The sequence below is a fragment of the Vibrio tarriae genome (assembly GCF_002216685.1).
Taxonomy (GTDB): Bacteria; Pseudomonadota; Gammaproteobacteria; order Enterobacterales; family Vibrionaceae; genus Vibrio; species Vibrio tarriae.
Genome location: NZ_CP022353.1, coordinates 1,432,978 through 1,445,820, shown reverse-complemented (window position 1 = coordinate 1,445,820; position 12,843 = coordinate 1,432,978). Strand labels below are relative to the sequence as shown.

Annotated in this window: 11 protein-coding genes; 7 read left to right on the top strand and 4 right to left on the bottom strand. The window is 48.2% G+C overall.

What is annotated here, in order from left to right; translation table 11 throughout:
* Window positions 1–195: 195 nt before the first annotated feature.
* Entirely contained in the window at window positions 196–558 is a 363-nt protein-coding gene (queD, locus tag CEQ48_RS12230; protein WP_000845978.1) for a 6-carboxytetrahydropterin synthase QueD, read from the top strand.
* 88 nt (window positions 559–646) lie between these two features.
* Here queD and CEQ48_RS12225 read toward each other — a convergent pair whose 3' ends face one another.
* The 4 genes from CEQ48_RS12225 to pabB all read right to left on the bottom strand — a co-directional run bounded on the left by CEQ48_RS12225 (window position 647) and on the right by pabB (window position 5,964).
* Window positions 647–2,008: an L-serine ammonia-lyase gene (locus CEQ48_RS12225; RefSeq protein ID WP_089071435.1), complete on the bottom strand. Its 1,362-nt coding sequence runs from the start codon at window positions 2,006–2,008 to the stop codon at window positions 647–649.
* Between the two features lie 92 nt (window positions 2,009–2,100).
* Window positions 2,101–3,354, bottom strand: coding sequence for an aromatic amino acid transport family protein (locus tag CEQ48_RS12220; RefSeq protein WP_089071434.1), 1,254 nt, complete (start codon window positions 3,352–3,354; stop codon window positions 2,101–2,103).
* Between the two features lie 298 nt (window positions 3,355–3,652).
* Window positions 3,653–4,267 carry a CoA pyrophosphatase gene (locus tag CEQ48_RS12215; RefSeq protein ID WP_089071433.1) on the bottom strand — a complete coding sequence of 205 codons (615 nt, stop codon included), beginning with the start codon at window positions 4,265–4,267 and terminating at the stop codon, window positions 3,653–3,655.
* Window positions 4,268–4,587: 320 nt separating this feature from the next.
* Entirely contained in the window at window positions 4,588–5,964 is a 1,377-nt protein-coding gene (gene pabB / locus CEQ48_RS12210) for an aminodeoxychorismate synthase component 1 (RefSeq protein WP_089071432.1), read from the bottom strand.
* Between the two features lie 175 nt (window positions 5,965–6,139).
* Between pabB and CEQ48_RS12205 the strand changes: the two genes are divergently transcribed.
* From CEQ48_RS12205 to rimJ, 6 genes are all read left to right on the top strand, one after another.
* Complete coding sequence (locus tag CEQ48_RS12205; RefSeq protein WP_000216111.1) at window positions 6,140–7,657, top strand: fumarate hydratase; 1,518 nt, start codon at window positions 6,140–6,142, stop codon at window positions 7,655–7,657.
* A gap of 154 nt (window positions 7,658–7,811) precedes the next feature.
* Window positions 7,812–7,997: a hypothetical protein gene (locus CEQ48_RS12200; protein WP_001137099.1), complete on the top strand. Its 186-nt coding sequence runs from the start codon at window positions 7,812–7,814 to the stop codon at window positions 7,995–7,997.
* A gap of 225 nt (window positions 7,998–8,222) precedes the next feature.
* On the top strand, window positions 8,223–9,596 hold the full coding sequence (locus CEQ48_RS12195; protein ID WP_089071431.1) for a YcjX family GTP-binding protein: 1,374 nt from the start codon (window positions 8,223–8,225) through the stop codon (window positions 9,594–9,596).
* On the top strand, window positions 9,593–10,612 hold the full coding sequence (locus CEQ48_RS12190; RefSeq protein WP_089071430.1) for a YcjF family protein: 1,020 nt from the start codon (window positions 9,593–9,595) through the stop codon (window positions 10,610–10,612). Before CEQ48_RS12195 ends, CEQ48_RS12190 begins: the two co-directional genes overlap by 4 nt.
* 113 nt (window positions 10,613–10,725) lie before the next feature.
* On the top strand, window positions 10,726–12,267 hold the full coding sequence (gene tyrR / locus CEQ48_RS12185; protein WP_001888682.1) for a transcriptional regulator TyrR: 1,542 nt from the start codon (window positions 10,726–10,728) through the stop codon (window positions 12,265–12,267).
* Entirely contained in the window at window positions 12,267–12,842 is a 576-nt protein-coding gene (gene rimJ, locus CEQ48_RS12180; RefSeq protein ID WP_001013815.1) for a ribosomal protein S5-alanine N-acetyltransferase, read from the top strand. Before tyrR ends, rimJ begins: the two co-directional genes overlap by 1 nt.
* The last annotated feature ends 1 nt before the right edge of the window (window position 12,843 follow it).

The following is a 12,843-nucleotide window of genomic DNA, read 5'->3' as shown; positions in this document are numbered from 1 at the left end:
GTATGACGCATACTCTTAGGGGGGAGTTAAAGCCTATCACATGGATGACTCTTAGCTATTGCATTGATTATTGAGGAATGTTTTTCGGTAGCTTATGTGAAAGAGGTGGTTTGTCTGAATTATGTTTTGAATAGCCTTGTTTCAGCTGCAGAGATTTCTTAGTATTGCGGCTCTTTTTATGCCCCGAGAATGATGATGAAAACAGAATTATACAAAGAGTTTATGTTTGAGGCTGCTCACCACTTACCGCATGTGCCAGCTGGTCATAAGTGTGGTCGTTTGCATGGACACTCTTTTTTAGTTCGTCTGTATGTTGAAGGTGAGGTTGATCCTCATACAGGTTGGGTTGTGGATTTTGCGGAAATTAAAGCCGCATTCAAACCGATTTATGATCGTCTCGATCACTATTATCTGAATGATATCGAAGGGTTAGAAAACCCAACCAGTGAAGTATTGGCAAAGTGGATTTGGCAACAGCTCAAGCCCAGTTTACCGCTGCTGAGCAAAGTCGAGATCAAAGAAACCTGCACGGCGGGTTGTATTTATCGCGGTGAATAGCGCATTGATGTGAGATGTAATCTGATCATGCAAAGCATAAAAAAACGCCCGGATATCCGGGCGTTTTTGTAACCACAAAAGGTTCCGATTAACAGATCACCTTGATTGCCAAGCCACCTTGTGAGGTTTCACGGTACTTAGCATTCATGTCCTTGCCGGTTTCCAGCATGGTTTCAATCACTTTATCCAGTGAAACACGTGGGGCAGAGGAACGACGCAGCGCCATACGGGTTGAGTTGATCGCTTTCACGGCTGCAATGCCGTTACGCTCGATACATGGCACTTGTACTTGTCCTGCAACTGGGTCACAAGTCAAACCAAGGTTATGTTCCATCGCGATCTCAGCGGCCATACAGACTTGCTCTGGGCTACCGCCTAAAAGCTCAGCAAGACCGGCTGCTGCCATAGAGCAAGCTACACCCACTTCACCTTGACAGCCCACTTCCGCCCCAGAGATAGAGGCATTACGCTTGTACAGACCACCAATCGCGCCAGACGCGGCGAAGTAACGGATGTAGTCTTTCTCAGTCACTGTTTGGATGAATTTGTCGTAGTAGGCGAGTACCGCAGGGATAATGCCACACGCACCGTTAGTCGGTGCAGTAACTACACGGCCACCGGCTGCGTTTTCTTCGTTAACTGCAAACGCATACATGTTTACCCAGTCAACCACCGCCATTGGATCGTTGGTGGTTTTTTCGGACGTCAGCAGTTGTTGACGCAGCGCTGCCGCACGGCGTGGTACACGCAAAGGCCCAGGCAGGATACCTTCGGTGTTCATCCCACGTTCCATACACTCACGCATGGTACGCCAAATGTTCGCGAAATAGGTGCGTACTTCTTCGTCTGAATGCATGGCTTTTTCGTTCGCCATCACCAGTGTGCTGATCGAAAAACCACTCTCTTTACACTGGTTCAGCAGCTCTTCAGCAGAACGGAAAACATAAGGCACTTGAATAAGAGATTCACTCTCTTTGCCAAAATGCTCTTCATCAACGATGAAACCGCCGCCGATAGAGTAGTAAGTTTTGCTGAAGATTTTTTCGTCGTTGATCCATGCGTGAATCTGCATGCCGTTTTCGTGCAAAGGCAGATTAGTGCGGTGGAAATTCATCCCACCTTCACGAGGGAAAGAGACGGTATGACAGTGCATACCAACAGGAAGACGTTCTGTTTCTTCTACACGAGCAATAAAGCTCGGAATTGAGTCGATATCCACTTTCTCTGGCGTATTGCCTGCCAGACCCATGATGATAGCGATATCTGTGTGGTGACCTTTCCCTGTCAGTGATAGCGATCCATAAACGTCCACGGTGATTTTAGTGACGTCGCGCAATTTTCCCATTGAGCGTAGTTCGTCAATAAACTCTTTACCCGCTTTCATCGGTCCAACCGTGTGTGAGCTCGAAGGACCAACACCGATTTTATAGATATCAAATACACTAATCATTTTGAATGCCTCAAAACTAAGCCCCCCTAAGGGTAGGGAGGCTTTTGGTATAGTTATGTTTTGTGTTTTAAGCTCATACGCAGAGGTAGAGATTAAAGAGCGCCGTAGATTACAGAACTAATCGCAGCCAAGCCACAAATAACTGTAAAAATCTGTACAGGTGCTGAAGTCTTGAACTTAGCCATTGCAGGTACTTTGTGCATTGCAAATACAGGCAGTAGGAACAAGATGGCAGCAATCATTGGAGCGCCCATGGTTTCAATCATACCTAGGATGCTTGGGTTCACAATTGCCACAATCCAAGTGGTAACTACGATGAAGCCGAGAGAGATTTTTTCAATCTTACCAATTGGCATATTGCTGCGAGATTTCACCAGACCAACCAGACCTTCATGAGCACCTAAGAAATGACCGAAGTAGCTTGAAGTGATCGCTGCGAATGCCACGATTGGACCTAAGTAAGAGATGATTGGTGAAGCGTGTTCGTTGGCTAGGTAAGACAGAACTGAGATGTTTTGCTCTTTCGCCATTGCCAGCTCTTCAGGAGACAGTGACAGTACCACAGAGAATACGAAGAACATCACGAAGCCCATCAGCATCATGGCTGCACCGCCAGTGATCATGTCAGTTTTCTTCACCGCATCGTCACCAAACTGTTGGCGCTGCTCTTTAGAAAACTGAGAAATGATTGGGCTGTGATTGAAAGAGAACACGATGATTGGAATCGCAAGCCATACGATCGCTGGCATAGCAGACCAGTCAGGTGCGACTTCGATCATTGAAGTGTTCCAATCTGGGATCAGGTAGAAAGAGAGTGCCAGCAGGATAAACACCAGTGGGTAAACCATGGCAGAAGTGGCTTTCAGCATCAACTCCTTACCAAATACCACACCTGCTGTCATCGCAATAATCAGCGCGCCAGAGAGCAACCAGCGAGGAATCGATTCCATGCCGATTTGGTTAACGAGGAAAGAATCCACCGTGTTAGTGATGCCCACGCCGTAAATCAGCACGATAGGATAGATGGCAAAAAAGTAAGCAAAAGTAATAAGGTTGGCGCCAGCTTTACCAAAGTGCTCTTCAACGGTGTCGGTGATGTCTGCATCAGGGTTTTTGGCAGATAAAACGAAACGAGCCAAAGATTTATGAGCAAACCAAGTCATTGGTGCTGCGATTAACGCGAGGATAACTAATGGCCAGAAACCACCAGCACCGGCTTTAATGGGTAAGAATAGTACACCTGCACCAACCGCAGTACCAAAAAGGGACAGGGCCCAGGTGAAATCTTTGTAGGTCCACTTGCTAGCAGAACGTGCTGTAGAAGTGGCCGCTGTTGTAGTATTCATATGTTTTTACTCATTTTGGGAACAGGAAATAAGTCGGAGCGCATTTTTGCACATTTTTCACATAAGAAAACTAGATCTAAATCATGATTGACAGTGCTTATTGAAACTTCTATCAAAAACCTATTTTTGATCACGAAATTGGCGTGCCACATGTGAGAATTGTTAATGGGTTGGATTAGATTTAGTTATGTTTGCGTGAGAAATTCTCGATGGATAGCTTGGCAAACGTTTGCTTTCTTTGTGGATTAGAATTTTTAATGATTAAAGCTGACGTGCTCAAAGAGAGAAAAGTCATTAATTAAACTAACTCATTGTAATTAATAAATTGTTTTTGAAGGGATTGAATGATTTGTGCGGTCATACCCCATATAAAATGTTGTTTATAGGAGAGGGCGAACAGTTTATGACGGTGGTTTTTTAACTGAAAAGTCCCGCTGTAGATCTTTTTTCGATCAAGCAAAAAACTGATCGGCACTTCAAACACTTCATCGACTTCGTTGTGATCGAGCTGAATCGGGTAGTCGGATTCCACAAAAGCTAAAAAAGGCGTCACGGCAAACTGGCTTACGGTCACTAACTCAGGCAACTGGCCAACAATACGAATTTTCTCTTCTGGGATGCCAATCTCTTCTCGTGCTTCTCGTTTTGCCGTCTGCTGTAATGAGTGGTCGATCTCTTCGTACTTTCCGCCGGGAAAACTGATTTGCCCGGGGTGATGCCTCAAATGTGCTGCGCGCTTGGTCATGATCACTTGTAGGCCTTGCGGACGCTCTACCACGCCAATCAATACCGACGCTTTGCGTAGCTTCTCTGGCGCTAAATGCGCGACGCGCCGCAAGCTTTCCTGGGGATAGGCAGCGGGTAAATGGAGCTGAAACTGCTGGATAAACTCATGACGGCTAATGTTTTGCAAAGCAGACCTCTATACCGTGATTAACGTATAACACCTGTTATATACCCTTCCTACTTGAAGTTGCAGCGGTGTTGGCTACGTTCGTTCACCCCAATCACATAGTGTATCTATGCTCATGGGGATTCACTCACTTGCCGCCTACCTGCAACTCCAAGTTGTTTGGGTATAGCGTATTTCATAACAATGCGCTGTCGGTTACTGCACATTTGCCGGATATGATCCCTTTTATACCTGCTTGACGCTGCAAGTAGTTAGGGGGAGGTTTGTCAAGCAAACCGCCAGCGAGCATAGGCTGTGCTGACGGTGGGTCAAACTGAGGGTTAGGATTCTAGGGTTGGAAGAATTCGGCTTAATTTATCCAGTGTTTCTTGATACTCCGCAGCTCCTTCGCTGTCAGCCACCAAGCCGCCACCCGCCCAAGCGTAAAGCTGCTTCTGATAGGCCACTAAAGTGCGGATCGTGATGCTGGTATCCATTTTTCCATGACGGCTGAGATAGCCAATTGAGCCACAATAAGCGCTACGGCGATGCGGCTCGAGCTCTTCAATGATTTCCATTGCCCGCACTTTGGGCGCTCCCGTAATCGAACCGCCGGGAAAACAGGCGCGTAACAGATCTGCGGCTTGGTATTGCTCATCCAGTGTTGCGCGAATCGTGCTCACCAGATGGTGCACGGCGGGAAAGCTCTCCACATCAAACAACTTAGGTACATGCACGCTACCCGGCTTTGCCACACGACCAATATCATTACGCAGCAGATCGACAATCATTAAATTCTCGGCCTGATCTTTTTCTGCGCTGACTAAATCTTGCTTGAGTAGGGCATCTTGTTGCTTGTCGGCATGGCGTGGACGTGTGCCTTTGATCGGTTTGGTTTCAATCACTCGATCGCAGACTTGCAGAAAACGTTCTGGAGATACACTCAAAATTGCGCCTTGCGGCAAACGCAAAAAGGCGGAGAAGGGCGCTTGGTTACCTTTTTCCAGCTTCAAATACGCTTGCCATTCACTACCGGTGTAGTGAGCCTGAAAACGCTGCGCGAGGTTGATCTGGTAACAGTCTCCCGAGCGTAAATAGTCCTGCACACGAGCAAATTTATCTTGATAGGCGGTATAGCTCATATTGGAGCGCCAAGGCGACGTGAGAGCAAAGTCAGTTACTTCGCTTGGCTTTATCGCCTCTTGTTGGTTTAACCAACCCCAAGCGTCTTCAACATTTTGTCCGACCAATTGCGCGGTGTGCTGTTGGTGATCGACCACGAGCGCCCAAGAATAGATGCCCACGGCCATATCGGGCATAGCAATGTCTTGTTCTGCCAAACTAGGGAGGACTTCGACTCGGCGTCCTAAATCATAGGCAAAATACCCCAGAGCACCGCCAACAAAAGGTAACTCAGACGCATCAGTCACTTGAGGAAGATACTGCTCTTGGATGTCAGCAAGAAGCGCAAAAGGATCTTCTCGTGACAATGTCACGCCGTTCTGGGTGTGAATTTCAGTTTCATCACCAAAACTCACTAAAGTGGCGAAAGGATTGGCGACCAGAATATCAAAGCGGCTATCCATATGGGTGGTAGACGCGGAGCGTAGCAGCATTGCCCAAGGTTGCTGCTCAATAGATGTGAAAAATTGTTTAGCAATATCAGGATGATAAGTTAATTTTTTGTGTTCAATTGACAAGATTTGGTTGTTATTCATTTGTGTAATTTGTGACAGAGAAACCGTTCATTGCGTAGCATCGCAGGGAAAGCAAGAGTATCATAAAAATCTCATACAAAGCTGCTACTTAAAGAGTGAGCGTCTCCTTCGGTTTTGGAAGCAGTAATTCACCCAAGTCGCAGTACACGGAAGCATAACAATAACGAGGCGAGCAATGACGGTAATACGCAAGCAAGATGTGATCAGCAGTGTCGCTGATGCGCTGCAGTACATCTCCTACTACCACCCATTAGACTTTGTAAAAGCCCTAGAAAAAGCCTACCAACGTGAAGAAAGCCAAGCGGCAAAAGATTCGATAGCCCAAATCCTGATCAACTCGCGTATGTCCGCTGAAGGACACCGCCCAATCTGCCAAGACACAGGTATTGTCACGTGTTTTGTGAACATCGGGATGGGAGTGCAATGGGACTCGACCGATATGACAGTGCAGCAGATGGTAGATGAAGGCGTGCGCCAAGCGTACACCAACCCAGATAATCCACTGCGTGCTTCAGTATTGATGGATCCTGCGGGCAAGCGCATCAATACCAAAGACAATACCCCAGCTGTGGTGCACATCAATATGGTGCCTGGCGATAAAGTGGATATTCAAATTGCGGCCAAAGGTGGCGGCAGTGAAAACAAAACCAAGATGGTGATGCTAAACCCGTCCGATGATATTGCTGAATGGGTAGAAAAAACCGTACCCTTGATGGGCGCGGGCTGGTGTCCACCGGGCATGCTCGGCATTGGCATTGGCGGTACGGCGGAAAAAGCGGCCGTCCTTGCCAAAGAAGCCTTGATGGAACACATTGATATTCATGAGCTTATCGAGCGTGGTCCGCAAAATGCGGAAGAAGAGCTGCGTTTAGACATTTTCAACCGTGTGAATAAGCTCGGTATTGGCGCGCAAGGTCTTGGCGGTTTAACTACAGTGGTGGATGTGAAAATCAAATCGGCACCGACACATGCCGCTTCTAAGCCTGTCTGCATGATCCCCAACTGTGCGGCGACACGCCACGTACATTTCACACTCGATGGCAGCGGCCCTGCGCAGTTAACGCCGCCTAAGTTAGAAGATTGGCCACAAATCACTTGGGAAGCGGGCGCGAATACGCGTCGTGTCAATCTTGATAATATCACCCGTGAAGAGATCCAAACCTGGAAAACCGGTGAAACGGTTCTGCTGTCTGGCAAGATCCTCACCGGTCGTGATGCGGCCCATAAACGCATTCAAACCATGCTGCAAAAAGGCGAAAAATTGCCTGACGGTGTCGATTTGAAAGACAAGTTCATTTACTACGTAGGTCCTGTGGACGCAGTAGGCGATGAAGTGGTTGGCCCTGCAGGCCCTACAACTTCAACTCGTATGGACAAGTTTACCGACATGATGCTGGAAGAGGTCGGCGTCATGGGCATGATTGGTAAAGCTGAGCGCGGCCCAGCTACCGTTGAATCGATCAAAAAACACAAAGCCGTTTATTTGATGGCAGTCGGTGGTGCGGCTTACTTAGTGGCGAAAGCGATCAAGAAAGCTCGCGTAGTCGCGTTTGAAGACTTAGGCATGGAGGCAATCTACGAATTTGAAGTCGAAGATATGCCAGTCACTGTTGCTGTGGATTCAACTGGCGCGAATGCGCACCAAATCGGCCCAGATACTTGGCGGGTCAAAATCGCTGAAGCGGCCAAGTAAAGGCTTGCCTCTTCTCTTCTCAGCGAGGAACTTGGCAAAAAAATGACAAAGGTGCACGTAAGTTGCACCTTTTTAATAGGATACCCTTCCTACTCGAAGCTGTAGTTTTGGTATACAATTCATTTCGTTATCGATAGGTTAGGAGTTAGTAAGCATGCCTCGTTTTATTCAGATTCTACAAATCATTATTGCTGTGGTGATCGGTGCTGTGGTCGGTTACGACCTTATTTTGAACGGTATCAGCATTTTTAATGATAAATACGTCACCATCACCTGCGGTTTATTTGTGCTGCTTGAGATCGCACTGTTTGTCATCTACAAACTGATCGAAGAAGATTAATCCCTCTTATCGCTCCTGTGACTTGAATGGCTTATAGGCAGGAGCGAGCCATTACCCATTGTGATTTTGCTCTGTGCCTAGTACTCAGCTGAGCAAAAGCGATACCCGAATGACTTAGCGTTTCAGGTAGTCAGCACTGCTGCCACTTTAAGTAGGAAGGGTATATTCATCTCACATTAAGCTTGAGCTTATTAAGCTGTGCGAAATCCTGATTTGGAGTGAACAATGCAGCGAATTCGTCAAGAAATGAGCGATTTTATCCATCGTGGCCTCGATTCCCATGTCCGTCTTGCGGTGACGGGACTTTCGCGCGCAGGTAAAACGGCGTTTATTACCTCTCTCGTCAATCAACTGCTGCATACGTCCAGCCATCATAATCTCCCTCTGTTAGCGGCGGATCGTGAGCAGCGCTTGATTGGCGCAAAGCGTGTACCGCAAAGCAACATGATGGTGCCACGCTTTGCCTATGATGAAGCGTTAACCGAGTTGCAAAGCAGCCCTGCAAACTGGCCAGTGCCAACCCGAGATGTAAGCGAAATTCGTTTGGCGATCAAATACAAGCCGAAAAAACGGAGCAAAAAGCTACTCACCAGTAGTGCAACTCTCTATCTCGACATTATCGACTATCCCGGAGAGTGGTTGCTCGATTTACCGCTATTAGAGATGGATTACGCCACTTGGTCAGCACAGCAATTTCATGCTCTGCATGGGTTACGCAAAGAGCTCGCTAAGTCTTGGTGTGACGCTGTGGAGCAGCTTGATCTTCACCAAGAAGCCAATGAGCAAACCTTGGCGGCGATTGCCGCGAGCTACACCGACTATCTGCATCAATGTAAAGCCAGTGGACTGCATTGGGTTCAGCCGGGACGATTTGTGTTGCCAGGGGAGCTGGAAGGTGCGCCTGTGCTGCAATTTTTCCCATGTCATCCGCCGCAGGGCTCAGTGAGCAAACAGAGCTATTACGCTTTGCTGCAAGCGCGCTATCAGGAGTACCAAAACAAGGTGGTAAAAGCCTTTTATAAGGAATATTTCGCGACGTTTGATCGCCAGATAGTGTTGGTGGATTGCCTATCGCCGCTCAATGTTGGGCACGAATCGTTTTTGGATATGCGCAGCGCGCTGGAGCAAATCATGCACAGTTTCCGCTATGGGCGCAGTGGTTTGCTCAGCCGTTTATTTGCACCCAAAATCGATAAAGTCGTCTTTGCGGCCACTAAGGCTGACCATGTGACACCGGAGCAGCATGTCAATATGGTTTCTCTATTGCAGCAGATGATCCATCCGGCTTGGCAGCATGCAGCCTATGAAAATATTGAAATGAACTGCATCAGCATGGCTTCGGTGCGCGCCACACAATCGGGTTACATCATGCAGGGAGAGCAGAAGGTGGCGGCGATTCAAGGTGTCACACTGGAAGGTGAATCCATCACGCTCTTTCCCGGTGAGGTGCCGCGCAAACTGCCAGATCCCGATTATTGGCAGCGTCAGGCGTTTGATTTTACGGCGTTTCGTCCACTGCCCACGGCGATGGATGAGCCATGCCAGCACATTCGAGTCGATAAAGCCCTCGACATTCTGATTGGAGATAAACTGCGATGAGCGATCTTAAAACCAAACAGATTTTTAGCGAGCCACTGCAAGGTAGTTTAGAAACGCCGAGCTTGACGGCCCAGCAGCAGTTTAGCGCACAAGAAAAGTTTGTGCCCATGAACATGGAAGAGCCAGCAGAAGAGGCATTGGAAGCAGAGCTCGACACCATCATTCGACCCAGCAAAGGGCGCAAGTGGTTTGCGGGCGGTTTGTTTGCGGCATTCAGTGGTTTGGTGGCATGGCAGGCTGTCGATAGCGTAGTACAAGCCATTCAAAGCGCAGACTGGCTCAGCCTTGGTTGGGCCGGCTTTGTGAGTGCTTTGGCGACATTAGGCCTAGGTGCCATCGGCAAAGAGTTGTGGAAACTGCGTCGTCTACGTCAGCATTTTAGTGTTCAAGAACAAGCGCAAATCTTGATGGAGAATGATGTAGTTGGCCAAGGTCAAGCGTTCTGTGAGCAGATAGCCAAACAAGGTAAAGTGGATAAGCAGGGCTACCAACGTTGGCTATCGGCACTCAATAGTAGCCACAGTGATGCAGAAATCCTCGATTTGTATGATGCGTTGGTGGTGGGTGAGCAAGACAAACAAGCCAGCCAAATTGTCACTCGTTATGCGACTGAAGCGGCCGCATTAGTGGCGATTAGCCCACTCGCGATTGCTGATATGTTGCTGGTGGCTTGGCGTAACTTTTCCATGGTGGATCAACTGGCAAAAGTGTATGGCGTTGAACTCGGTTACTGGTCACGCATAAAACTGTTTAAAGCCGTATTGCTCAACATGGCGTTAGCGGGGGCGAGTGAATTGGCTGTCGATGCCAGCGTGGATCTGTTTTCCATGGACTTGGCCGGACGCCTTTCTGCTCGTGCAGGGCAGGGGGTAGGCGTGGGTATTCTGACGGCGCGTTTGGGCATTAAAGCGGTAGGGTTGCTGCGTCCACTGCCATGGCACCCCGATCGTCAACTCAAACTGAGTGCGGTTCGTAAGCAAGTCGTGAGTAAAGTGGCTGCTTTGCTCGCCAAATAACCTTTCATTCTCGGAAACTGCGATCCGTTATCACGGATCGCTTGACGCCGATCTGGGCTTGGGCGAAACTACTGTCAACTTTTCGTGACACTTTCAAACAGGATCCTATTAAAGTGCGTCTTGAAGTCCTCTGTGAAGACCGATTAGGTCTGACTCGCGAGTTACTGGATATTCTCGCCTCCAAAAGCATCGATCTGCGAGGGATCGAAATCGATGTGATCGGTATTATTTACCTCAATTGTCCTGATATTGATTTTGAAACCTTCAGTGAACTGATGGCGGAAATTCGCCGCATTCCCGGGGTAAAAGATGTCCGTAAAATCCAGTTTATGCCGATTGAACGGCACAACACCGAATTGATTTCTCTGCTCAATAACTTGCCTGATGCGGTATTGGCGATCAACCTCAAAGGCGCGGTGGATATGGCTAACCACGCTGCGGCTGCATTGTTCAATCGTGAAGAATCCAGCATGATCGGCCAGCAAATTTCAGCCTTGATGCCCGTCTTCAACTTCACACGTTGGCTGGAAGGCAGTAAGTCTCGTCTGCGTGAAGATGTGGTCTTGGATGGACTGGATTATGTGATGGAAATCATGCCCGTCTATATTTCGAGCGATGCCAAACAATCCACCTTAGCCAGTGCGATGATGATGTTACGTGCTGCGAATGCGGGATTGACTAGCACAACTCAAATCCCACTACAGAGCAACTTAGGCTTTGAACATTTTGTGGGTGTCTCGAATCGACACAAAAGCCTGATGAGCCAAGCGAAAAAATTGGCCATGCTTGATCAACCTCTGCTGATTGAAGGGGAAACCGGCACAGGTAAAGAGATGCTCGCTAAAGCGTGCCATAACCGTTCGGATCGTTCTTCTGCACCCTTTTTGGTCCTGAGCTGCGCGTCCATGCCAGATGATGTGGCTGAGACTGAGCTGTTTGGCCATGCGCCGGGCTCTTTTAACCATCAGCAAGGCCATAAAGGCATCTTTGAACAAGCCAATGGTGGCACTGTATTTCTGGATGAAATTGGTGAAATGAGTCCACATTTGCAAATTAAGCTGCTGCGCTTTTTGCAAGATGGCACTTTCCGCCGTGTCGGGGAGGAGCATGAAATCCACGTGGATGTGCGTGTGATAGCCTCCACGCGTCATAACTTAGCGGATTTGGCCGAGTCGCGCCGTTTTCGAGAGGACCTGTTTTACCGCCTCAATGTCTTGACGCTGCGTATTCCACCTCTGCGTGAACGCCCAAGTGATGTACAGCCGCTGCTTGAACTCTTCATCACCAAACACTGTAACAAGTTGGGCATGCTCAAACCTAAGTTGACCGACGATCTGCTGGATAAACTCAGTCAGTATCAGTGGCCGGGCAATATGCGCCAACTGGACAATATGGTGCTGCGCGCCTTAACTGAAATTGAAGGGGATGTGCTGGGTATTGAACCGTTCCACCTACCGCAAGTGGACAGCGTAAGTTCTGCGCCTAGTATCAACCTCGATGGTTCGCTCGACGACATCATGAAGGAGTACGAATCGCAAGTGTTGGATCGTCTGTTCCAATCTTTTCCTTCCAGTCGTAAGTTGGCGAAAAGACTCAATGTTTCTCACACGTCGATCGCGAATAAGCTGAGGGATTATGGAATAAGGAAGCGCTGATGAATGGATTAAACAGCGAATGCCATTTCTATCAAACCGATGGTGACATTGTTGTACGCTGCGCGCAAATCAACGACGCCGAGCGTTTAAGCCAGTATTTTGTGGATAACCGAAGCCACTTGATTGAGTGGGAGCCAAGGCGTGAAGCTGAGTTTTTTACTGAGTCCGGCTGGCTGCAAAGGCTAATTAAGCTCAATGAATTGCACAAAATGAAGCTCGGTTACTATCTACTGATTTTGGATGCGCAAAATGATGCCATGTTAGGCACCATCTCGTTTAGCAATATTATCCGCTTCCCATTCCATGCGTGTAATGTCGGTTACTCGCTGGCCTATGAGGCGCAAGGCAAAGGGATAATGACGCGTGCTTTGACGATGGCTTGTCAGTACATGTTTAGCGAGCACAACATGCATCGCATAATGGCTTCTTACATTCCGCACAATAAACGTAGTGAAAATGTGCTCAAGCGCGTGGGTTTCGTGCTTGAGGGCCATGCTAAAGATTACTTACTGATCAACGGTAAATGGGAAGACCATAACCTGACTTCGCTGATCAATCCCAATTGGAAGGAATAAC